The 23,459-nt window shown below is 44.7% G+C and carries 18 protein-coding genes; 16 read left to right on the forward strand and 2 right to left on the reverse strand.

Annotated features, from left to right (window positions below):
- Nucleotides 1–348 precede the first annotated feature (348 nt).
- The 7 genes from NSQ66_RS15585 (at nt 349) to NSQ66_RS15615 (ending at nt 9,087) form a co-directional block, all read left to right on the forward strand.
- The gene (locus NSQ66_RS15585) at nt 349–2,166 is read left to right on the forward strand and encodes a glycosyltransferase (RefSeq protein ID WP_080742504.1); all 1,818 of its coding nucleotides are present in this window, start codon (nt 349–351) and stop codon (nt 2,164–2,166) included.
- Nucleotides 2,167–2,185: 19 nt separating this feature from the next.
- Nucleotides 2,186–4,564, forward strand: coding sequence for an exosporium glycoprotein BclB-related protein (locus NSQ66_RS15590; protein WP_080742505.1), 2,379 nt, complete (start codon nt 2,186–2,188; stop codon nt 4,562–4,564).
- Nucleotides 4,565–4,656: 92 nt separating this feature from the next.
- On the forward strand, nt 4,657–6,447 hold the full coding sequence (locus tag NSQ66_RS15595) for a fibronectin type III domain-containing protein (protein WP_170914194.1): 1,791 nt from the start codon (nt 4,657–4,659) through the stop codon (nt 6,445–6,447).
- 161 nt (nt 6,448–6,608) lie between these two features.
- Nucleotides 6,609–7,619 carry a phosphotransferase gene (locus tag NSQ66_RS15600; RefSeq protein ID WP_038571272.1) on the forward strand — a complete coding sequence of 337 codons (1,011 nt, stop codon included), beginning with the start codon at nt 6,609–6,611 and terminating at the stop codon, nt 7,617–7,619.
- 137 nt (nt 7,620–7,756) lie between these two features.
- Nucleotides 7,757–8,344, forward strand: a complete 588-nt coding sequence (locus tag NSQ66_RS15605; protein ID WP_036677123.1) for a DUF1349 domain-containing protein — start codon at nt 7,757–7,759, stop codon at nt 8,342–8,344.
- Nucleotides 8,345–8,503: 159 nt separating this feature from the next.
- Nucleotides 8,504–8,767 (forward strand): hypothetical protein, encoded by a 264-nt coding sequence (locus tag NSQ66_RS15610; RefSeq protein WP_051490957.1) that lies wholly within the window; start codon nt 8,504–8,506, stop codon nt 8,765–8,767.
- Between the two features lie 128 nt (nt 8,768–8,895).
- Nucleotides 8,896–9,087, forward strand: a complete 192-nt coding sequence (locus NSQ66_RS15615) for a hypothetical protein (protein ID WP_036677120.1) — start codon at nt 8,896–8,898, stop codon at nt 9,085–9,087.
- A 93-nt stretch (nt 9,088–9,180) separates the two neighbouring features.
- Here the strand turns inward: NSQ66_RS15615 and NSQ66_RS15620 are convergent, their stop codons facing one another.
- Nucleotides 9,181–9,993, reverse strand: a complete 813-nt coding sequence (locus tag NSQ66_RS15620) for a class I SAM-dependent methyltransferase (RefSeq protein WP_076141252.1) — start codon at nt 9,991–9,993, stop codon at nt 9,181–9,183.
- A gap of 310 nt (nt 9,994–10,303) precedes the next feature.
- The gene (locus tag NSQ66_RS15625; protein ID WP_076141253.1) at nt 10,304–10,987 is read right to left on the reverse strand and encodes a metalloregulator ArsR/SmtB family transcription factor; all 684 of its coding nucleotides are present in this window, start codon (nt 10,985–10,987) and stop codon (nt 10,304–10,306) included.
- Nucleotides 10,988–11,153: 166 nt separating this feature from the next.
- Here NSQ66_RS15625 and NSQ66_RS15630 point away from each other — a divergent pair, with 166 nt between their 5' ends.
- The 9 genes from NSQ66_RS15630 (at nt 11,154) to NSQ66_RS15670 (ending at nt 23,388) form a co-directional block, all read left to right on the forward strand.
- Nucleotides 11,154–12,557: an MFS transporter gene (locus NSQ66_RS15630; protein ID WP_076141254.1), complete on the forward strand. Its 1,404-nt coding sequence runs from the start codon at nt 11,154–11,156 to the stop codon at nt 12,555–12,557.
- A gap of 23 nt (nt 12,558–12,580) precedes the next feature.
- On the forward strand, nt 12,581–12,937 hold the full coding sequence (locus tag NSQ66_RS15635) for an iron-sulfur cluster assembly accessory protein (RefSeq protein ID WP_076141286.1): 357 nt from the start codon (nt 12,581–12,583) through the stop codon (nt 12,935–12,937).
- 23 nt (nt 12,938–12,960) lie between these two features.
- The gene (locus NSQ66_RS15640) at nt 12,961–13,245 is read left to right on the forward strand and encodes a hypothetical protein (RefSeq protein ID WP_076141255.1); all 285 of its coding nucleotides are present in this window, start codon (nt 12,961–12,963) and stop codon (nt 13,243–13,245) included.
- Between the two features lie 153 nt (nt 13,246–13,398).
- Nucleotides 13,399–14,196, forward strand: a complete 798-nt coding sequence (locus NSQ66_RS15645) for an AraC family transcriptional regulator (RefSeq protein ID WP_244886340.1) — start codon at nt 13,399–13,401, stop codon at nt 14,194–14,196.
- Nucleotides 14,197–14,404: 208 nt separating this feature from the next.
- Nucleotides 14,405–15,715 carry an NtaA/DmoA family FMN-dependent monooxygenase gene (locus NSQ66_RS15650; protein ID WP_076099149.1) on the forward strand — a complete coding sequence of 437 codons (1,311 nt, stop codon included), beginning with the start codon at nt 14,405–14,407 and terminating at the stop codon, nt 15,713–15,715.
- A gap of 25 nt (nt 15,716–15,740) precedes the next feature.
- Complete coding sequence (locus NSQ66_RS15655; RefSeq protein ID WP_036677108.1) at nt 15,741–16,790, forward strand: NAD(P)/FAD-dependent oxidoreductase; 1,050 nt, start codon at nt 15,741–15,743, stop codon at nt 16,788–16,790.
- Between the two features lie 25 nt (nt 16,791–16,815).
- Nucleotides 16,816–17,763: an ABC transporter substrate-binding protein gene (locus tag NSQ66_RS15660; protein WP_076099148.1), complete on the forward strand. Its 948-nt coding sequence runs from the start codon at nt 16,816–16,818 to the stop codon at nt 17,761–17,763.
- A gap of 133 nt (nt 17,764–17,896) precedes the next feature.
- The gene (locus NSQ66_RS15665; protein WP_076099147.1) at nt 17,897–19,816 is read left to right on the forward strand and encodes an AraC family transcriptional regulator; all 1,920 of its coding nucleotides are present in this window, start codon (nt 17,897–17,899) and stop codon (nt 19,814–19,816) included.
- Between the two features lie 275 nt (nt 19,817–20,091).
- Nucleotides 20,092–23,388 (forward strand): chitinase N-terminal domain-containing protein, encoded by a 3,297-nt coding sequence (locus NSQ66_RS15670; protein WP_076099146.1) that lies wholly within the window; start codon nt 20,092–20,094, stop codon nt 23,386–23,388.
- Nucleotides 23,389–23,459: the final 71 nt, after the last annotated feature.

Below are 23,459 nucleotides of genomic sequence, written 5' to 3' on the forward strand. Positions count from 1 at the left end.
ATGTAAAACCCATTAAATACCATATTGTCATATGACAAAAGTGATGACAACCCACACTATTTAAATGTTCTTTATACATATATATTGTTGGAATATGGAAACAGCGATACCTTCGTTGCCAGTCGTAACAAATACGGTATACGTTGCATGCCAGAATTAGTAGGTGGAAATTTCCTGCATTCTGTAAAAATTATTTATTGCATTAATAGAGCAGAGTTGCATACCCGGCTGTCTTTTTAAGCTTATCATTATTTGTGAAACTGGCTAATAGCAACTTTGGTTGTCTTGAATGCAACGCTAATAGAATGGTAGATTTAGGGAAAATGTCGAATATAGGAGGAAAAGCGATTGAATATTAGCATTATATTGTTGGCTCAGCACTTTAACCTGACCGTACAATGTCTGGATCGGATTAAGAAATATACGTCTATGTCCTATGAGCTGATTGTCGTCTCGGATAACGAATCTGCCGAAGTGTCGAATTACCTTGCGTATGAATACGGCGTTCATGTCATTCATAGCCGGAGCAAAGGGGTTGCAGCAGCATTCAATCTGGGCGCGGTGTCATCTTCGGGAGATCATCTTGTATTCATCCGCGATCAGATTATGGTTAACGAGGGATGGTTAGAACAGTTGTCGGGCTGTCTGGACCATCATTCCAATGCTGCAATCGTGGGTCCGAGGATGAATGATGTTAGCGGCGCTCAACGGATTCCGATTGTATATCAGAACATGGAGCAACTCTATCAGTCGTCATCGATGCTTTCCATCGGGAAATCAATGTCTTGGACCCGGGTTCCTAGACTTGTCAGTTTACTAATGATGATACCCCGTCGCTACTTTGAGCAGATCGGGTCCTTTGATGAGCGATTTGAGGTCGAATCTTACGAGGATGACGATCTGTGTTATCGCACGTTATCTATGAACCTGGATATTTACATAGCCGAAGGATGCGTAGTCTTCCGGAATGAACCTCCTTCAGTAGATCCCAATGATCCTGATTGGTACAATAACCGATTAATCTTAAATCGTGCTATGGCCATAAGCAAGTGGGGATTCGATTTAACTTCTTCCTTGTATAGTGGCACAAGGAAAGTCACTGTCAGCCTATGCATGATCGTAAAAAACGAAGAGTACACCTTAGGGCGTTGTTTATCCAGCGTGAGGGAGCTTGTCGATGAGATCATTATTGTGGATACAGGTTCGAGTGATGGAACCAAAGAGCTCGCGGCATCTTATGGAGCACGGGTTTATGATTTCGAATGGGTGAACGATTTCTCCAAAGCAAGAAATTATGCCTTCAGTCTCGCTACTCAAGAGTACCTGATGTGGTTGGATGCGGACGATTATCTGCAGTTAGAGGATGCAAAGGCTCTCCAGTCCATCGTATCCGATCTACCATGGGATATCGATGCTGTATCGATGCATTATTATCTCGACCGTGACAAAGACGGAAGTGTAACTTCGAGCTTGAGACGTAATCGCCTTCTAAGACGAAATTGTGAATTCCGTTGGATTGGAGTCGTTCATGAGTACCTTGAGGTCGCAGGCAATGTGTTCTATGCCGAGTTAGGCATAACACATGATCGAAAGCATACGCAGTCCTCGCGTAATCTTCTCATCTATGAGGGGATGTTGAAAGCGCAAACGAGGTTCACTCCGCGGGATTTATTTTATTATGCCAACGAGCTATACGATCACGGCCAATGGCAGCGAGCGATAGAGCAATACGATGCCTTCATAGTCATGCCGAATGGCTGGTTGGAGGACAAGCTACTTGCGAGTCGGCGTGCCGGAGATGCATTGTCACAATTAGGTCTCTTTCAAGAAGCCAAGCTTAAAGTACTTCAAGCTTTTGCCTTGTCGCCTCCCCGAGCCGAAGCCTGTTGTCAATTAGGGTCTTATGAGCTAATCGAACAACGGTTCGAGAATGCTGCTTTTTGGTACAAGCTAGCCACGGAAGTACCAAAGCCGACTGAGCTTAACGCTAGAGTAGACCTTCCGGCATGGACGTGGCTGCCGCATTTGCAATTATGCGTCTGTTACGATCGCTTAGGACAATACGAACAAGCGCATTATCACAATGAGATAGCTGGGGGCTATGTACCGGATTATCCGAGCGTCATGGTTAATCGCGATTATTTGAAGCAATACATAACTTTATAAATTTGAGGGGGATTTAGTAATGGCAAGATTAAAGAGGACGAAGACAAGTGGCAAGAAAAGTGGCAAGCAGTTAGCTTACAAGAGCTCAATGGCATTTATTCTGATGAGTCAGTTGATTGCACCCTTGAGCCCTGCTTATAGCAGTATTCTACCCCGGGCAAGTGCAGCAGCTTACAGTGATGTCGATTCTACCTCATGGGCATATCAGTATATCACTAAAGCTTCCGCGCTTGGGGTAATCGAAGGAGACGGTTCCGGAAACTTTAGCCCTAACCGACCAGTCACGAATCAGGAAGCGGTTGTTATGGTACTCAGGTTCATGGGATATGAGCAACCTAAGGCTACTAGCGGCAGCTTGCCCTTCACCGTAGATTCTTGGGCTACTGTTTGGATTCAGCAAGCGATTGACATCGGCCTCGTGATTCCAAGCGAGGAAGCGAGACCCAACACCGTCATCTGGGGAAAAGAGCAAGCAAGTCGAGAGTGGATAACACGTCTAATTATTCGTGCCGCAGGCAAAGAATCCGAAGCTATCGAGTTTAGGGATAGCGACATAGGTTTCTCGGATGCATCAGACGCATCGGACTGGGCAGCAGGCTACATTAATGCCGCAGTTAACCGCAAGGTCATATCTGGCTTCCCTAATAATACTTTCAAGCCTAAGCAGACGGCTACTCGCGCCGAGTTTGCAGCTATCTTGTCTAAGACTGAAATATTTGCGAGCAAGGTATCCGATCGGATTATCCATGGCTCTGTCGTCTCGATGTCCAAAAATTCGATCGAACTCTTAAGCAGCAGCGGTCAGACAGAGAAGCTCGAAATCAATAGCAAATCTGTTCTGTTCGGGGACAATGGCAAGGGCGTGTTTCCTGCGGGGTCTTTGGTGACGCTTATTCATAATGGAGGAATGGCATCCTTCGTTGAAGTGTTGGGATTAGGGGCTGTAGGCCAGACTAGTTCGAAAGGGGAAAAAGGAGACACAGGTGCTACCGGTCCAGCGGGTCAAAATGGGGTATCTGGTTCAAGTGGACCGCAAGGTGTCACTGGTGCGACCGGAGCGACTGGTGCAACCGGAGCTGTCGGGGCAATTGGGGCTGTTGGAGCTACTGGCACAACCGGGGCGAATGGTGCTAATGGAGCGACTGGTGCTGTCGGGGCTACTGGTGCTGTCGGGGCTACTGGGGCTGTTGGAGCTACTGGCGCAACTGGAGCAACTGGTGCTGTCGGGGCTACTGGGGCTGTTGGAGCTACTGGCACAACCGGGGCTACTGGTGCTAATGGAGCGACTGGTGCTGTCGGAGCTACTGGGGCTGTTGGAGCTACTGGCGCAACTGGAGCAACTGGTGCTGTCGGGGCTACTGGAGCAGCCGGAGCAAATGGGGCAACAGGTGCCACGGGTGCTAACGGTGCAACTGGCGCTAATGGAGCGATGGGGTCAACTGGCGTAACGGGTGCACAGGGTATTCAAGGGATAACCGGTGCTCCCGGATCGACTGGCGCAACTGGCATTGGTCTTGATAGCATTGCTCCGTTCAATTCAGCGACTTCCTATCATGCAGGACAAGTCGTTACTTATTTAGGAAGTATCTACATCGTTACTATAAACAACCCATCTGGAGTACCTTCTGATATAAATAACGACTTTACCCTGCTTGTCTCTAAAGGTGAAACCGGAGCTACCGGGGCACAAGGAGTTCAGGGAATTCAAGGCGTAACTGGCGATACAGGCGCACAAGGAGTTCAAGGGGTGACTGGAACTACCGGAGCTACAGGTGCAATAGGAGTTCAAGGAGTAACTGGCGCAACCGGAGCTACGGGAGTACAAGGAATTCAAGGGGTAACCGGAGCTACCGGGGCATCTGGCGCATCAACTATAATTCCATTCTCTTCCGGATCACCAATTACTGTAACAACAATCGTCGGGGGATTAAAAGGTACAGTTGCGATGCTTGGATTTGGCAGTTCGTACTCAGGAGCTAGTATAGTAGGTGGAAAAATAGATTTAACCAGAAGTAATGGTTCTGATCCTACAAAAGATCCGTACAACCAAGCTTTTATCGTTCCACGTAATGGTACGATCACTTCAATATATGCTTTTTTCAGCCCAACTTTAGCGTTTTCTTTAATAGGCACGACCATAAACGTTCAAGCAGAAATATATAAAGCGGATAGTAATAGCAACAGTTTTACACCTATTATTGGTTCAGCAGTATCCTTGGCGCCTAGTTTGACAGGAATAATTTCTATTGGATCTACTAGTGACGGATCAGTCAAAGGCATAAATACGGCTGTTCAGGCTGGCGATCGCTTAATGTTAGTGTTCTCTTCGACGGCTTCCGGTCTAAGCTTGATAAATACTGTAACAGGTTATGCCAGCGCCGGAATTGAGATTAAGTAATTCAAGATTTGAGGTAGGAACCATCCATTTTATTTGATAGGAAGTGATTAAAAATGGCAAGGAAGCTATTTCCGATAAAAAAATTGAGCTTAATGTTGGTGTTAGTTCTTATATTTCCATCCGTCATTCAATTCCCGTCTGTAGGAGATGCAAAAGGACGCTCTTTTGAACAAGTAAAGCTATTGGCTGCACCAGCGAATCTGGCAGTCAGCGATTCAACCTCCACAAGCATTCGCCTTACCTGGGATGCCGTAGAGGGAACCTCTAACACGGATGTGAGTTATAAGGTAAATCTAATGGAGTCTACCAATCCTAGCGTAACCGATGTGGTCTATACCTTCGATTCAGGCGAATTAACGGAGTATACGGTGAAGGAATTGGTTTCCGACCGGAGCTATACATTTACGGTCCAAGCCGTAAACATATCCGGACCCGTGTCAAAAACAAGTCCACCTTTAACCGCAAGTACGCTTCCAGCGGAAGCGTACCCACCAACAACGAAGGAAGAGGAACTCCCTCTAGCCGATCAAGAATCACCGAGTACGCCCGAGCTAACTCTTTTCAGTCGCACATCAGATAGCATTAGCTTGGCATGGACTTCATCCGAGGATAATGTCGGAGTTGCGGAATATGTTCTATATAAGGACTCTGATCTGTTGGCAGAAGTAACAGTTAGCACAACGGTCTACACGGCCGTCGACTTGAAGGCTGGACAGGAGTATACCTTTGTAGTACAAGCTATAGACGAAGCAGGGAACAAATCAGCAATTAGTAACGAGTTGAAGGTTAGTACACTTGATGTTGTAAGTAATGTTGGTCCCATTATGAGCATGGGCAACGGGAATTCCTTTCATACATTGACTGTACAGCCGGATGGTACCGTATGGGCTTGGGGCAATAATAGGATGGGCCAGCTCGGTAATAGCACAACCATTGCTCGTAATAAGCCTGTGCGAATTGTTGGCTTGCCGGAGATAAGCGCCACATCCGTTGGACAAGACCATTCCATCGCGCTCGCGACGGACGGAACGATTTGGACATGGGGAAGCAATAGCGTGGGCCAGCTGGGTAATGGTACGTCGGCGCCCCAGCTTGTGCCGCAGCAAGTGACTGGATTAGTGAATGTCATAGCGGTTCAAGCAGGTGAGCAGCATTCGTTAGCGTTGTTGTCCGATGGAACGGTGTGGGCATGGGGACTTAACACATATGGTCAGCTTGGAGATGGAACCACCGAGGATAGTGCATTACCGGTGCAGGTTGCAGGTTTGGACTCAATCGCATCGATCTCAGCCGGAGCCTTTCATAATCTAGCGGTTAGCCACGATGGTCAGGTTTATGCATGGGGGTTCAATGCCTACGGTCAGCTCGGAGATAACACAAAAATCGACCACGTGACCCCAGTGCAGGTTGCTGAGTTAAGCAGCGTTACTTCCGTATCTGCCGGCTTCTATCACAGCATGGCAGTGAAAAAGGACGGAACCGTATGGAGCTGGGGAACGAACGTTAAGGGAATCTTGGGGGATGGGACAACCGAAGATCATTATACTCCCGTTCAAGCCTTGGATCTTGGTTCAGTTATCAGTGTATCCGCTGGCGCCTTGCATAGCATGGCTCTGAAAAGCGATGGAAACGTATGGTTATGGGGAGCGAACAATGAGGGCCAGCTCGGTGGTAGTGCTGAGTCGGAGCGTTCCCTCGCTTCTAAGCTCAACATTGGCAGTCGTATCGTCGCTATTAGTGCAGGTTATATGAGCGGCGGTGCGGTTAGTGAGGAGGGGACCTTGCTGACCTGGGGGTATAATGGGTTAGCTCAGCTTGGTGATGGCACTTATACTAATGTCATAGAACCTGTTGCAATTTCGCTTGTAGAAGAATCTTATTAGATTTGAAGAGTAGGGAATTTCATGCCTAAATGGCAATGAATTCCCTATTTTTATAGGTGAGTCAAAAAGAGAAAACTCTTTTCATATTCATACTTTATTATTACAGCTATCCGTCTAGACTGTTAAAATGATGGAAGTATGGTAGACAAAGGGGATAAGCAATGAATAACGGTTTTCAGATCAATACTGAGGAGAATCGACTCCGAACTCTGAGACAAGTAAAACAAGCGGCCTTTCATGCTTTGCAGGAATACGAAATAGACTGGAACTCCATTCACTTCATTCAAGTATCCGAACATGTCACCTTCCGCATTGTAAGCGAAGTGGGGGAACAGTTCTTGCTCCGTATTCACCCGAATAACAAACAACGCGAAGGAACCATTTCAGAAATAGAGTGGTTGTTCGCATTGAAGAGTAAGGGCCTCATCTTGCCCGAAGCTGTAATCAATCGTGAAGGGGCCTTTATTACGGAAACGTCGGTGTGTGACGGACAACGGTTTTATTCGAGCATAATGAGATGGGTCGAGGGAAAGCATGTAGACAAAAGCGAACTAACGGAGGAGGGCATCCGTAAAACAGGATCATTGATGGCAAAGCTTCATGAGGCCAGCTCTGATTTTAGTCCTTCCAGCGGCTTTACTCGTCCTTCTTGGGGTGCACTGAGCTTTAAACGGGACTGGGATCACCTAAGTCTACATCGCAAACATTTCATATCGGATGAGGGTTTTAAGTTGTATTCCGTAGCTGCCACTAAAGTGGCAACATGTCTCGAAACGTTCACAAGACATGAACAAAATTACGGGATGATCCACGCTGACTTACATAATGGAAATGTCATTTTTCAGGATAATGAACCGTACCCTATTGATTTTGGCAGGTGTGGCTTCGGCTACCATCTTTACGATATAGCTCAGGCTATTATGGGATTATACCCAACACAAAGAGCTTATTTCGTCGAAGGATATCAGAGAATCAGAAAGCTGGAAGATGAACATATAATGAAGCTAGAGTGCTTCTTAGTCATGGCAATAATCGAAGCCTATAGCTTTCATGCAGAGAATCCGCTAGAGACCGAGGGTTTGATCGAAGAGCAGCCATATGCTCAAGCGATTTTGAGAGCTTATGTGAACGGGACAACCTTTTTATTTAATTCTCTGGATACTTCAATATAAAAGATTAGAAAATGATGTGCGTTATATTCTTCAAATGGTATTATTAGGATGAACTGCTGAAAACTATTTAAATTGTATTTGGAATCTTAGCAATGAAAATGGTTGACAAAACTTTATAAAAAGTGAGGAGTAGAGCAATGAACTTTAATAAAGAACAGCTTTTTTGGATAAATCCAATCAATGATTATTCTATTACAGAAAACAGGATTGAATTTGTAACGATGCCGAATACAGATTTTTGGCAACGAACCTATTATGGTTTTAGAAATGATAATTCACCTGCACTGTTAATGAAAACTGCTGAGAAGTATTTTTCATTTATAGTAAGAACAGATTATGATAGTGCAAATAGATACGAGCAGTGTGGGATAGTCATCTATCAGAACAGTGACAATTGGTTCAAAGCATCGGTAGAATATGAAAATGAGGAATTCCAAAGACTTGGAAGTGTGGTTACAAATCACGGATATTCAGATTGGGCAACAACAGATATCGATGCAAATATTAAAACAATGTATTATAGACTAAGTCGACGTGAAAGTGATTTCTGTATTGAAAGCTCTTTGGATGGAACTACGTTTGAACAGATGCGTATTTTTCATTTGTTTGAAGGGAATGAGGAAATAAATTTTGGCTTATATGCTTGTAGCCCAGAGAATTCTTCATTTAAGGGCGTTTTCACGGAAATGGAAATTACTGAGTGTAAGTGGTTGGAGCATAAATAGTCGTTTACACAGCTGAAAGTGAATATTACTCAATAATGGCCTTCCTATAAAGGAAAGGTCTTTTTTAGTGGAGCGGTTATAAAGTTGTCATCAGTTTCCATTTTCTACAGTTATCCATGTGGTAAAATTAGGATAAGTGGATCTTGGGAGGAGAGGACATTGAGTCTTGTGATGATCATTTTGTTACTGTTCTTAAATATTCCAGTATATAGATTTTTGTTTCGTGTGTTCTTCGTGGATAATGATGATTATAACGAATCGATTAGGCATACTTTTACGCCTAACATCATTTCTTTATTCCGGGGAGAGTATTGGAAGGATAGAATGAATACGGCAAGACTTCAGTTTTTTATACTCATTTGCGGTGGGATTGTTGTTTTGGAATACCTTGTTTTGCATAAAATAATTGATATTTTTCGTTAAATAGAACTTCATTTAGAAACTTCTGCTTATGGTGAGCAGGAGTTTTTTTATCTTGCATAAGCACCGCTCTATTATGGAAAACTTATGTAGTGCGAATAAACAGCATGAATCCATTTTGCGAGGTGATAATGATGACAAATCAAGATCCGCAGGAGCTTCTTAAAAGTAAACATAAGCTAGATGAGCAGAAGAGGCAGTTCACAAATTTTGCCCGAAGTGCTTCCGGTCATGGTGAAGTAGAAGCAGGCCAGGAATTCAGTAATGACCGAGTGCCAGATGATCAAAACCGTATGAAATCTGTTGAGAACAGACAAGATTGATCTTAAAAAAGCTATCAAATAAGCCGATCCTTTTCTGGATCGGCTTAGAATAATAATTATTACGTTGTAAGGTTGTTCAATAGGTATCGGATGCTAGAGTTTTCTTGCTTTAATTACAAAAGTTACAGGAAGCATCTTTGCTTTTTTTGCAAAATCGCTTTTATCGTCCCGCGACTGCATAAGTTCATCATCAGATTGCTCAATCATTTGCTCAATAACAAATCCAGCTTTAGAGAGCGCATTCACATAGGTTGATAATTTACGATCCGATAAGGTTAGCGTACTTTCTTCAAGAGATACTGAATACCAAGATTCATCGAAATAACATTTTTTGAAAACAAGCATATCATTTTCTGCAACAACACATTTGTGTATAGGGTGAGACCAGCTGAAAATAAATGTTCCATCTTTTTTAAGGTAAGAAGCAATCCGGCTAAAAGTACCCTCAAGGTCTGTTGTCCAGCCTATGGCATAAACCGAATAAACAAAGTCAAAATAATCCTCTGGCAGGCCACATTCTTCTTCCATGGGAGAACAGATCAAATTTGCTGAAAGTCCGTGCGCCGTCAAAAGTTGCCTAGTCTTTTCGATTTGATTCTCTGATATATCCGTACCCCATAGTTCAGATACATTGCGTTCCCCCAAATATTGCAAAGATTGACCGCTTCCACAGCCTATCTCCAGCAACTTTTTCCCTGAGACATCACCAAAAAGTTGACATTGTTCTTCTGAGACAAATGCTCCATATAAAGGTAGTGCGGTAGCTCCTAAAACATCATTTCCTTTTGTATCCCAAAATAAGCTGTTTGTTTCATGAATAGCATTCGTATTCATATCGACCGAGATGGCGACGCCAACCTCACCCGCGCCTATAACGTTTGTTCTATAACCAGAATTTTTGTCCATGCAGACACCCGCCCCAAATATAGATTATATAAGCCTAAACATATCTCCCGACTTGCGCGTAATCCTAATAACATATATCGAACACGAACAAGCTGAGGTATCAACCATAGAATAATCTACCATTTTCCCATGAACATAACCATCCATAATTTTCTATTAAAACTTCCATTTATGAAATAAAGCATGATATGACCATATCAGAAAAGGAAAGTTATGCCCCATGAATTTGTTACAATATGTAAAACCGCTGCAAGGTACCGCTTCAAATTATGAATATTTCAACGGGAACACCCTTCCCTTAGTGGCGCGGTCATTCAGCATGGCAGCTTGGAAACAGGAGCTTATTTTGTCTAACCGTATATACACAGTTTCTTCCTCCCGCTAATATGTACTCCCCCCGTTCAATATGAACATTATTACCTAGAACAGTTTTAAATAGATGTAACTCATTTTTGCATAACCCGGTACATACAGCAGCAGCTTCACAGATCGGGCAATGTTTCTCAATGAATAAAAGACTGCCATCATCCTGCTCCTTAACCTCGGCCATATAGCCTTCATTTGTTCGAATCTCGGCCAGTTTCTCCAGCTTCCCTCTAACGTCTGCTGTATCACCAAGTTGCTGAAGATATTGTTCTTGCATATTCTTATTTCGAACAGCCAGCAGCTTGTCCAGCCCCTCGTTACCGAAAGCTTCTTTCATGGAATGGATCAGACTGACGGATAAATCCGAATATCCGCTTGGAAAAAACCGATCGGCCGCGGGGGTTAAGATCCATAGCTTGGTGGGCCGCCCCATGGGACGGGCCTCTTCTTTATTAGTAACCAGCCCTTCTTCTTTCAGCGCATTCAAATGTTGACGAATAGCCATTCCAGATAGCGAAAACTGCGAGGAGAGTGCCATAACATCCATTCCCCCTTGCTGCTTTAACAGATCAATGATCGCTCTTCGGGTCTTGGTTGAGACATCCTTTTTGGTTTGATTTCGGCTCAAGGTGCACCTCCTTTTGAAGCAACTAAATCTACATCACAGACTACATTTTAAACAAAAATGTTGACAAAGTCAAAGCTGAACTGTAGCTTAGACATTATAAACAAAAATGTTTACTAAGTGTCCGGATACGATGTATACATACCAATTTTCTTGGAGGTCACATTTCATGTCGTCTAATCATCAAAGTATTTTCAGCCCACGTTATTTTGCAGTATCCATAGGTATTATTCTGTCAGTGATGGCCGTTGGATTCGAAGGTCTGTCCGTAACCACCATTGCCCCTTCAATTGCTGGAGATTTGAAAGGCCTTAGCCTGTTTGGCTGGATATTCAGTACTTATCTGCTTGCGCAGATTATCGGAACTCTGGTCGTCGGTCGAATCATAGATAGAAGAGGACCTGCAGTACCGTTCACTATCGCACTACTTTTGTTTATCGTTGGGTTGATCGCTGCCGCAACATCAGGCGATATGTATACCATGATAGGATCACGGGCCATGCAGGGTTTGGGTGCCGGAGCTATGATGACTTGTGTGTACACAGCAATATCCTTAAGCTACCCGGATGAATTACGCGCCAAAATACTAGGAGCATTTGGTACGGCCTATGTTCTTCCGTCCATGCTCGGTCCATACGTTGCAGGTCTTATCGCAGATCAGTGGTCCTGGCGGTTTGTTTTCTGGGGAATATTACCGATCCTGATAATTTCAGCGCTGCTTAGTTTACCTGCGTTCACGAAATTAAAAACACCGAAGACACAAGGGGATATCGGAGCTTCATCGACTTGGATGGCTTTACTGTTAACGATGGGTACAGGGTTTTTCTTGGTTGCTCTAAGCATGCTTCCGAGTATTATGGGATTTGTTTTAGTCCTTATCGGCTTAGTACTTATGATATTTCCGCTCCGCAAACTGCTGCCGAAGGGAACTCTTACGCTTCGAAGAGGCATGCCAGCTATTCTGGCAACACGTGGGCTGTTCTTCGCTGCCTATACCAGCACACAGAATTTCTTGGTATTGGCTCTAATCGATGTGAAGGGAATAACGCCTTCTCAGGCCGGATTGATTGTAGCGAGTGCTGCGTTGAGTTGGTGCGTCATAGCGTATCTGCAAGGACGGTGGGATTCGGCAGATCAGGGGCGTGGACGGCATACGCGAATTATTCTGGGTGTATTGCTGCTTGCCATAGGGATTACTATCGTATTTTGGATACCCGTGGTGACCGTTACCGTTGCAGTTTTTGGACAGATCATCGCTGGAATCGGCATTGGATTGGCGCATCCGATTAGCGGTGTTGTGGCGTTTTCTCAGACAAGAGAAGGAGGTGTCGGCAACACCTCGGCAAATCTGCAATTTGCGGATTCTTTTACACCCGGTGTAGTTATCGGGATCGGCGGTTCCATTCTTGTGGTTTGTCAGGCTGGCGGAATGTCACTCCAATCCGGATTAATTGTAGCAATGGGTTTCCATCTCTTGTTGATTGTAATGAGTTTATTTGCGAGCACTCGGATCTCACCAGTAGCTGAACAGATAGGAACAGGTATTCAATCTTTAGGTTTGAAAAACAAATAAACACGAAGGAGGAGTTCACAATGATCATCGAGATCAGTGATAAGGCATCAGAAAAAATCGCCGAAATCTTATTAAGTGCGAATATCCGAAATCCATTCCTTAGAGTGGGTGTTGATGAAGGGGGATGCAGTGGATTATCCTATACCCTAGTCTTAGATGAACAGCAGGCAGAAGAGGATATTGTATTAAATAAAAAGGATTTTAGTATATTGGTTCACCCGAATAGTATTCCTTATATTGACGGTCTTGAAATTGACTATGAAGAGAGTGGAATGGTAGGCGGATTCACTATGAATAACCCTAATGCAAAAGCTTCATGTGGATGCGGAGCCAGTTTCAGAATGGCCAATTATCGTGGCGAAATAAAAAAATGTGATTGAACCGCAGAAAGGAGAGAAGAGGAATGATATCATTTGCAGTATCCGAAAAAGCATTGGATTCATTTAAGAATGAATGGGGTTTGGAAGAGGACCAATATGTAAGAATTTATGCAAAATATGCCGGTGGAGGCTCAGATGCCTTCACTGTTGGAATTAATGCAAGTGCTACACCGATCGATCCCGCATGGGTTCAATCCATTGGCGGATTTCATTTTTTTGTTGAAAAAACTGATGTTTGGATTTTACAGGATGAACTTCTTCAAATTGATTGTAATGAAAACGGCATATTTTCAACCAAAATCTCCTGAGCATCTTCTTGGGTACAATGTACATTTGAATATCTACTACACTTCTAGCAATTTCGCACACTATTGTCTATACTGTTTTAAATAAATATCAGAATTGGATCTGATTTTAAAAGAAGCATGGTGCTAGGAAGCAGGTGCAGAACATTGATAAATTTGGACAAATTAGCAAAGGCATTTACTAAAGGTGTCTATGAAATAGAAGATAGAAGCCGCTTAGTCATCCAGCCCAAAAGCTTATTAAGTGAATTCACCACCGTTAAGCATGGATTTTTATTTATCATTCGCGGGGGAGCCAGAATACGTGTGAACGGAACGGTATATGAATTACGGCCAGGATCAGTTTTTCATGCTGCTCCGGGCATGCAGATGGATTCGCAGGTTATAGGACAATCTGAGCTCGAGTATTACTCACTTTTTTATAAATTGGATATGCCGGAAGAAATGAATAGTACTCACGAATTTGACTCTCATTTCAAGCTGGAGCCGGGAGCGAATCTAAAGATTATTGAATTACTAATTATGCTCCATCAGAATGCCCATCCATCCGGAGAAATTGGGAAGCTGCGTATCAAGGAGTTGTTCTTAAGCCTGATGCATCAGGTTCTGATTGCGTGCAGTTACAGAGAGAACGATAGTTCTCCGAATCAAAGAATGGTAGACGAAGCTCTTGCGTATATTAAACTTCATTATATGAATTCACTTACACTCGGTGAGTTAGCGGAACAGCATGCAATGAGTGCCAACCGCTTCTCTTACCTCTTTCATAAATATACGGGACTACGACCAATCGACTATGTCGTTAATTATCGTTTGGAACGGGCCTGTGAATTACTCAAAGCAGGTAATTTTCCTATCCGCGAGATTGCTGACCGTGTTGGTTATGACAATCCACTATATTTCAGCCGATTATTCAAAAAGAAATTCGGTGTTTCTCCCTCTGCTTATAAATAATGTACATAATGAGCTTCTTTTACTTGAACTACGTCTGCAGCTACTGGTGATAAGCCAGAAGTGCAGACTTTTTTTATTTAGATTAAATAATGATGCATGCTGGATTTGAGATTTGTACATTTGAATTTATTTAAATTTTTGATAAACTCACCTTTGTAACTGAGAATCATTATCAGTAAATTGATTTATAAATGAAAGGCTGGTAGATATGACAGAAAAAAGACCAAGACAATTATGTATTGGCCTGTCCTTAAATGCAACCTGGATGAAAGGAGACGGCTGGCGACACCCGGATAGCGGAGTAGAGAAGATGGAGTCTATTGATTACTATATTAATTTGGCAAAAATGGCTGAGAATTCAAAGCTCGATTTTCTTTTCAGGGCTGATTATCTGTATGTTAGCCCGCAGATGTTAGGAGACTCCTCAAATTTCGGCAGCCCCGACCCTGCATTGTTTTTTGCAGCGATAGCTCGTGAAACCGAGCGGATCGGACTGGTAACGACGATTTCCACTACTTTTAATCCGCCGTATGTTGTTGCAAGGCAATTGCAGTCCTTACACTGGCTGAGCAATGGACGCGCCGGCTGGAATATTGTCACTTCGATTGAAGGTGCCGATAATTTCAGCGATTCACCTATGCCGTCACCGGAAGAAAGATATGCCAAGGCTATGGAATTCACGGATGTTGTACGCAAGCTTTGGGAGAGTTTTCCGAATGAAGCGATTGTTATCGACCGTCAGTCAGGTATGTTTTCGGATAAGGATAAAGTGACTGCCATTAATCATTCCGGGGAATTTTTCAGTGTAAAAGGGCCGCTTACTTTGCCTGCTCACAAATCAGGAACACCGCCGCTATTTCAAGCTGGTGCTTCAGACATTGGACGGAATTTCGCCTCATCTGTAGCTGATGCTATTTTTGCGGCAATGCCGGATAGCGAATCGGGAGTGGAACTAAGGAATGATCTGAGAAGAAGAGCGGTTGAGCAGGGCCGTGATCCGGATGCTATCAAAGTTTTGCCGGGCTTATATTTTTTCCTGGCCGATACGCGCGAAGAAGCACTTGAATTACATAAGGCTGCACATGCGAATTTAAGCCTTGAACGCAGACATGCTTCGCTCAAATCGGTGATGGGTCTTGATTTAAGCGGTTATCCCTTAGATAAGCGAGTAACTGACGATATATTACCCGATTCCAGTCAGGCCGTCCGCAGCCGGACTCATGCCGAATTGTTACGGCGGTATATTATCAAAAACCAGCCTACAGTGAAAGAAATCTTGGACAGGCCGGAGGTTGTCGGATCTGCACATTGGGTATCTGTCGGGACAGTAGAGGATGTGCTGAACGATATTATTGAACGGTTTGATGCGGAGGCTATGGATGGCTTCATCGCCTTGCCAGGCGGCTCGGAACAATCTATGGAGTTGTTTTTTGAGAAGTTGGTACCGGAGCTGGTTGAAAGAGGTTTATTCCGGAGTGAATATACTGGAAGCACTTTCCGTGAGCATTTAGGGATTTAAAAAAGAGAAATGAGGCGATTGAACGATGCATGAAGAGGAATTGTTTGATGTTACGATTATTGGCGGCGGTCCGGCTGGATTATTTGCTGCATTTTATAGCGGACTCCGTGAAATGAAAACCAAAATTATAGAATTCCAACCTGTGCTTGGCGGCAAGGTGCATGTCTATCCGGAAAAGATGATCTGGGACGTAGGAGGCTTACAGCCTATTCTTGGCTCACAACTTATTGAACAAATGGTTGCTCAAGGGATGACTTTCCAACCGGAGGTTGCCTTTAATGAAAAGGTCACATCCATCTCGCAAGATGAAGCAGGTTACTTTATTTTACACACCGCCGCAAACCGGAAGCATTTCACTAAAACTGTGATATTGGCCATTGGAGGAGGCATTCTGAAGCCGGTCAAGCTCGAAATCGAGGGTGCCGAAAGATTCGAAATCACAAATTTGCATTATACGGTGAAGTCACTTGCCCGATTTAAAGAGAAGACTATCCTAATATCGGGAGGCGGCCATTCTGCTGTTGACTGGGCGAATGAACTGGCTCCGATTGCCAAAAAGGTGTCTCTGACGTACCGGAAAGAGAACTTAAAGGGGCATGAAGCCGATATTTCACGCTTGGCAAACAATGGCGTAGAGTGCTTGTTAAATACTTCAATCGAAAAGTTGATTGCCACACCGGATCACGAAAGAATAGGGACTGTACTGCTGAAAAGTAATGACAACGGAGAGGCATTTGAGCTGTCTGTCGATGAGGTCATCATTAATCACGGTTATGAGCGCGACAAAGAACTGCTGGTGAACAGTGAAATTAAAATGGATCTGTGGGAACATCAGATTTCAGGATCAGTAACGAGCGGGACATCCGTGCCGGGTATTTATGCGGCAGGTGATGTTCTACATCATGATGGGAAACTGCACCTGATCGCGGGGGCATTCCAGGATGCTGCCAATGCGGTAAACCAAGCCAAACAATACATCACACCGGAGGCAAATTCGTCCGGGATGGTGTCTTCACATAATGACCTGTTCACGCAGAAAAACCGTGATTTAATGAAGCATTTATACAGACAGTAATGATAACAACTCAAGGGGGAGCCAAATGAAAAGACTATATGGATGGATTGCATCCTTAATTATACTTGCAGGATTACTGGCTGGATGTTCCGAAACTTCAGTCACGCCTACACCGGAAGCCGGCAAGATCGATGAAGCGGGATGGCCAAGAACAATTGCGGATGCCAGCGACAATGGAGTGGTGCTTAAGACACGTCCTGAGCGTATAGCGGTTCTGCATCCCTTGTATTTAGATTACTTTTTTGCTCTAGATACTCCTCCAATCGCATCAACCAATGCAGCGGAAGCGATGAAGGATTTTGCTACTTTACAGCCTTATGCTGGAACTGCTGAAATTATTGATTTGGGCAGCAGCAATGCGAATCTGGAAATGATCATGGATGCAAAGCCAGATGTGATTGTAACCTTCAAGGGTTCTGTTGATAGCAATTATGAAGAGTTGAATAAGATTGCACCAGTCATCTTAATTGACTACACCGATACCTGGGAAAAAACGGCGATGCTGTGTGCTCAGATTGTTGGTAAAGAGACATTAGCGGAACAAGCCATTAAGGAAACCCAAGAAATGATTGCAAAAACAAAAGAACAGTTAAGTAGTCTTGAGAATAAAACATTTGCTTTACTACGGGTCGACGGAAAAGCCAATTTTAATGCTCAAGGCTCTAAAAACACGATGTACTACAATCAAACTGTAGGCTTTGGGTTGTTGCCACCAAAGGGATATCCTGAAGAGGGAGGGTCACTTTCTCTGGAGGGAATATACAGCATGAATCCAGATTATATTATTATCCAGCATGATATGGATATCGCAAAGGCAGCCATCAAGGACAAGGAAACTTCGAACGTGTGGAACTCACTGGAAGCAGTGAAAAACAATCATGTACTTATCTTTGATAACTCACTCAATAGCGCAAGTATCCTGGCTGTCCGTTTGGCTGCAGATCATTTTCTGCAATTGGCGTCTGAACAATAAAATTATATTACAAAATCCGATTGCACCTTTTAGGGCAATCGGATTTTTGTTATTAAGTTAAATATCTTGACTGTTATTGATAATGGTTATCATTTATGATGAGTATTAGACAGATAACGGAGGGGTAGTCATTATGCACAAAAGCAATCAAATATTGCTTTGGGACCAAGCGACGGTCAAGTTATTGGATGTGCGCCGTATTGAAAGGGTTCGGGGCGAAATTCTTCATAAATATAAGATTCCTGCCAGTATATTTTTACTTTCGGTACAAGGGAGCGCTCAAGTTCAATTAGATCAGTCTGAATTTTCTTTTACAGGATTTCAAGTCCTGCATAGCGGGAAAGGAGCGACCCTTAATATTGTTCCGACAAGCAAGAATTTTGTTTACTATATCATTTATTACCGTGCATGGATGCAAGAGGAGGATCTGTTCCAAACACAATATTGTTTTTCCCCAGATGCACCCATTTTACTTTATAACAAAATGCAATTGATGTATCAAAAATGGAACGAGCAAGAAGAGAGACTCAATGTAAAATCACTTTTTTATCAATTCATTCATCAGGTTTTAAAAGAATTACATAGAAAAGAGACTGAAGTGAAACAAACAAGTGTTGCAGTCCAGGTAATCACCTATATCCAGGAGTACTATGCGGAGCCAATTACATTAGATTCGCTTGCGGAAGTATTTAATTTCAGTGCTTATCATTTGTCATCCTTGTTTAAAGAGCACACAGGTATGAGTCCGATTGATTACTTAATTCGGTTTAGGCTTGAACTTGCAACGGAGCTTTTAATGACAACAGATGCTTCGGTCGGGGAAATATCAGCAAGTGTTGGTTATAAAGACGTATATTATTTCAGCCGAATTTTCAAGAAAAGAAAAGGTGCATCCCCTGCACATTTTAGAACAAGAGAGTTTCAGCGGCCTAAAGTTGCTGAAAGTCCATTAAACTTCCCCACATCCTCTATTTTTGAACCCATCGTTCAACAGTATATTAATAATGATAATCATTATCATAATACGGAAAAAGGGGAATTACCTATGTTTAAAATGACAAAATCTCAGACGACGGCAGCTTTACTGCTTTGCAGTTCTCTATTATTAGGTGCTTGCTCAAGCGGGACGGGTACTGCTACGAAGGAACAAAGTAATGGGAATGGAACCGTAAATCAAGCAACATCAGAAGAAAGTACGAACACTCGAATAGTATCAACGCCTAAGGGAGATGTGGAAGTACCAGCAGAGCCGAAAAGAGTGGCGGCTGACCAATATATGGGGCATTTATTGAAATTAGGAATTATACCCATCGGAGCAAGAACGTTTATGCTGGATGAAGGCTGGATGGAAAAAGCGGACATACCCAAAGAAACGATCGAGAAAATTGAGGATTTAGGGGATTTTCCTTTAAATTTGGAAAAATTAACGATGCTAGATCCGGACTTAATTATCGGTTCGATCGATGAGAACATAGAACAATATGAGAAAATTGGGACCACTGTTTTTCTGCCTTATTGGGAGGGGTTAAAAACAGCAGGGCCGCTTGATAAATTTAGGAGTGTAAGCAAAATATTCGGAAAAGAAAAAGAAGCAGAAGAATGGATTACGGAATATGAACTGAAAGTAGCTGAAGCAAAGTCGAAACTTGCCGGGGTTATCAAGGAAGGGGAAACCGTTTCGATTGTTCAGTTTTCACAAAAGGCCGTGTACGTCTTAGCGGCAAAGGGAGGAAATTATGGTTCTTCCACTATATACAATATGCTGAAGCTACCTCCAACAGAAAGTGCCAAAAATATGGCGGAGGGGTTTGAATCCATTTCACTTGAAGTGCTTCCAGAATACTTAGGTGATTATGTTTTTGTATATAATGGCGATGCGGATGCAACCAATAAAGCAATGGAAAGTAACATATGGAAAGGCATCCCTGCAGTGAAAAATGGCAAAGTTTATTTGTATGGCGATAATTATCATGATGAATTCGTAATGGAGGACCCTTTTTCATTAGAGCTTCAGCTTGATACGATTGTGAATTTGTTACTTGGTTATCAGTAACTTAGGAGAGAGCGAAACGGAGCATTTATCCGTTTCGCTTTTTTTTGTACTAATATCCCGATAGCCCAATCCTTCATCATGAGCCTCAGCAACTGTGACTTTTTTCATAATACCCTTTCTATATTCGACCCGTTTCATAGGCCAAAAGTATAATTTTTACAGCAGTTTACATAAATCTATCTTTTTTTTAATTGTTTTGAGATAGGATAGTAGATGTCAAGCAGGTGGGTATTTATGGTAATTACTCACCGGACTATTTCTTGAGGAGGAAGGGTATGAAGGAGAAGAATTCAGTTTGGAAAAAGAGGCTGATGAACAGCACTCTAGCTGTGGCGGTGGCCGTACCACTTCAGCTGTTCACGTTCGGAGCCGGTTCGGCGGTATTCGCAGAAGGACCAAACGATCCTGCACCGTACATTGAGGCCAAAGTGGTCAATGAGCATGCAGGCCAGAAGATCCTGTTTGACAACACCCATGAGCAGACTGCGGGAGCAGCCGATTGGGTGATTGACGGCGCTTTTTCAGACTTTGGGAATGCCCTTGCCCAGGAAGGCTATTATGTCAAAGAACTCCGCAAGACGACTCCAATTACTTTGAGTGATCTTTCCGATTATGATGTCTACATCGTCGCCGAATCCAACGTGCCCTACAAAGCAAGCGAGCAGCTTGCGATGGCGGAATATGTGGAGGATGGCGGCAGTATTTTCTTCATCGGCGACCATTATAACGCCGACCGCAACAAAAACCGCTGGGATGGTTCTGAAGCTTTCAACGGCTACCGCCGTGGAGCGTGGGACAATCCAGCCAAAGGCATGAATGCCGATGAGGTCGCTTCTGCAGCCATGCAGGGTGTGGTTAGCTCTGACTGGCTGGCGGACGAGTTCGGTGTCCGTTTCCGCTACAATGCGCTTGGCGACATTAACGCAACCAACATCGTGGCTCCCGATCAAGCCTTCGGCATTACAACGGGCGTATCGGCGGTAGCTATGCATGCCGGTTCCACGCTGGCCATTCTAGACCCAGCCCGTGCGAAAGGTATCGTCTACCTGCCGCAAACCAATGCTGCCTGGGCCAATGCCGTAGACCAGGGGGTCTATAACGGCGGCGGTGTGGCAGAAGGTCCTTATGTGGCAGTTGCGAAAAAAGGCGCCGGCAAGGCAGCCTTCATCGGTGACTCATCTCCTGTAGAGGATGCAACACCGAAATACCTGCGCGAAGATACCGGCGCCAAGAAAACAACTTACGATGGCTTCAAGGAAGTGGACGATGCCACACTGCTGGTTAACACCGTCAACTGGCTCGCTGAGCAGGAGAGCTATACGGATTTCACCCAGGTGAATGGCCTGATGCTAGATCAGCCGACAGCACTGCTGCCATTCGAGGAGCCAGCGCTGTCCACTGAGCCGCAACCGGAGCCTTGGGCTCAACCAAATGCTGGCTACAAATGGTATGATCGCAGCACCTTCAAAGCAGGCTCCTACGGCGGACCAGCAGCCACTGCAAGTGCGGTTTATAACTTCACGCACCAGGCTGTGCTGCCAAATGCACAGAATTTTCAGATTCGGGTGAGTGCAGATAATCTTCCAGCAGGCACAAGCGTTTCCGGCTTCCAGGTAGGTGTCTACCAGGTAAGCAGCGGCGCCCAAATCGCCAAGATTCAGAACAGCGACGGCACCTGGCCAAGCAGCTACGGCTATAGCTCCTCATTCAATCTGACGACTGATCTGAACGGTCATGCCTACAAGGACCTGACGATCCAGATCAAGCCGGGCACCACAGCTGCATCCAATCTGCGCCTCCGTCAGAACAGTACAAACCTCAAGACTGAATCGGTGACGCTGGGCAATGTTCCTGCTGAACCGCTTCCGGCTGAGGAAGATCCCATACCGGCTACAATCTCTATCGGCGATTCCCGGGCTAAGGCAGCCGGATCACTGGTAACGGTGGAGGGGACCGTGACGACCGAGCCGGGTATCTTTGGCGGACAGTCCTTCTATCTCCAAGATGGAACCGGTGGGGTTTATGTCTTCCAGAGTCAGAGCGGCTTCCACGTGGGCGATAAGGTCAAGGTAACAGCGTCCACCGCACTGTACAACACAGAGCTGGAGCTGACCGAAGCAGTACAAATTGCAAAGACGGGCACGGCGGCACTGCCGCAGCCGATTACGGCGAACATGGTGAATGATGTCAACCAAGGCCAATTGGTTCAACTGAACGGTGTGACAGTGGCGAACATTATCAACGCTACGCCAAGCGGCTCCTTTGAATTCGACGCAGTTAACGCCGACGGGACAAGCAATCATGTGCGCGTGGATGCCCGGACAGGCATTACTAAGGATATCTTCCCTTATACTGAGGGACAAAAACTTAATATCACAGGTGTTGCCGCAATTTTTAAAGGCATCTACCAGCTCAAGCCGAGAAGCCTCGATGACTTCGCCGCAGCAGAAGAAGAGGGGGCTCCGGTGACAACGGCGACGCTGTCTGCCGAGCCTAATGCTTCCGGCTGGTTTAACCAGCCGGTCACCGTTACCCTGAAGGCGAATACAGATACAGCTAATGTTTATTACTCGCTTAACGGCAACAATGAAGCTGAGTACAGTACACCTGTGGACCTGAAGGAAGACGGGCGGCATACATTGACATACCATGCTGTGCCGGGAAAAGGCAAATCGGAAGATCCCAAGACGTTGAACCTCAATATTGATACGTCTCCACCGGTTGCCGAACTGAAGGAATCCGGCCATGAGGTGAGAGATGTAGAAGAAGGAGCGCAGCTTTACTTTGAATTGACTGCTGACGATATATTGTCAGGTGTCACCTCGAAACAGCTTCTATTAGATGGGAAAACGATTGCCGAGGGCCAGACCCTGAGCGCCGCCGATTTAGGCGCCGGCTCCCACACCGTGAAATACACCGTGCAGGATGCGGCCAGCAATACGACTGAAAAGAGCTATACTTTCCAGGTTATTGGCGGCCAGGTGATTGCGACTGGTAAGCCAGGACAGGCTGATCTTTCCTCCAACAGCAGCTATGCTAATGGACTTAGTGATGGTAACTATACGGTCACCATGAACCTATGGTGGGGTAATAACGGCACGAGCTACAAACTCTATGAGAACGGCACACTGATTGATTCTAAGACACTGAAGGATGTATCGCCGGCTGCCCAGACGGCAAGCACAGAGCTTCATGGCAAGGTGAACGGCACTTATGTATACACTGCGGAGTTAACCAACAAATATGGCACGACCAAGATCGATTCGCTTACGGTCACCATAAGTGACTCTGCGCCGGGCAAGCCGATTCTGTCCGAAGATAACTGGGACGGAGATGGCACCTATAAGGTGTCGATGAATCTTTGGTGGGGAACTAACGCTACAGAGTACCGACTGTATGAAAACGGGGAGCTCATCGACTCACAGCCGCTGAATGCCCATACACCTTCGGCGCAAAGTGCAGCAACCACCATCAGCGGACGCTCTGCCGGTGTGTACGAATATCGGGCGGAGCTGGTCAACGCGGCGGGAGTAACTGCCAGTGATACGATCAAGGTAACGGTCATCCGCTAAACTGAATGGCAGTAACAATAACAGTAAAAAACGAAGAGCGCCGGATTCCAGGCCGCTCTTCGTTTTTTACA

The sequence above is a fragment of the Paenibacillus sp. FSL H3-0329 genome, assembly GCF_037963285.1.
In the GTDB taxonomy this organism is placed as follows: domain Bacteria; phylum Bacillota; class Bacilli; order Paenibacillales; family Paenibacillaceae; genus Paenibacillus_AQ; species Paenibacillus_AQ odorifer.

Coding starts and splice junctions, on each gene's coding strand:
- NSQ66_RS15590 (WP_080742505.1), top strand. CDS start 2,186: ATGGCAAGATTAAAGAGGACGAAGACAAGTGGCAAGAAAAGTGGCAAG.
- NSQ66_RS15595 (WP_170914194.1), top strand. CDS start 4,657: ATGTTGGTGTTAGTTCTTATATTTCCATCCGTCATTCAATTCCCGTCT.
- NSQ66_RS15600 (WP_038571272.1), top strand. CDS start 6,609: ATGAATAACGGTTTTCAGATCAATACTGAGGAGAATCGACTCCGAACT.
- NSQ66_RS15605 (WP_036677123.1), top strand. CDS start 7,757: ATGAACTTTAATAAAGAACAGCTTTTTTGGATAAATCCAATCAATGAT.
- NSQ66_RS15615 (WP_036677120.1), top strand. CDS start 8,896: ATGATGACAAATCAAGATCCGCAGGAGCTTCTTAAAAGTAAACATAAG.
- NSQ66_RS15620 (WP_076141252.1), bottom strand. CDS start 9,993: ATGGACAAAAATTCTGGTTATAGAACAAACGTTATAGGCGCGGGTGAG.
- NSQ66_RS15630 (WP_076141254.1), top strand. CDS start 11,154: ATGTCGTCTAATCATCAAAGTATTTTCAGCCCACGTTATTTTGCAGTA.
- NSQ66_RS15640 (WP_076141255.1), top strand. CDS start 12,961: ATGATATCATTTGCAGTATCCGAAAAAGCATTGGATTCATTTAAGAAT.
- NSQ66_RS15650 (WP_076099149.1), top strand. CDS start 14,405: ATGACAGAAAAAAGACCAAGACAATTATGTATTGGCCTGTCCTTAAAT.
- NSQ66_RS15655 (WP_036677108.1), top strand. CDS start 15,741: ATGCATGAAGAGGAATTGTTTGATGTTACGATTATTGGCGGCGGTCCG.
- NSQ66_RS15660 (WP_076099148.1), top strand. CDS start 16,816: ATGAAAAGACTATATGGATGGATTGCATCCTTAATTATACTTGCAGGA.
- NSQ66_RS15665 (WP_076099147.1), top strand. CDS start 17,897: ATGCACAAAAGCAATCAAATATTGCTTTGGGACCAAGCGACGGTCAAG.
- NSQ66_RS15670 (WP_076099146.1), top strand. CDS start 20,092: ATGAAGGAGAAGAATTCAGTTTGGAAAAAGAGGCTGATGAACAGCACT.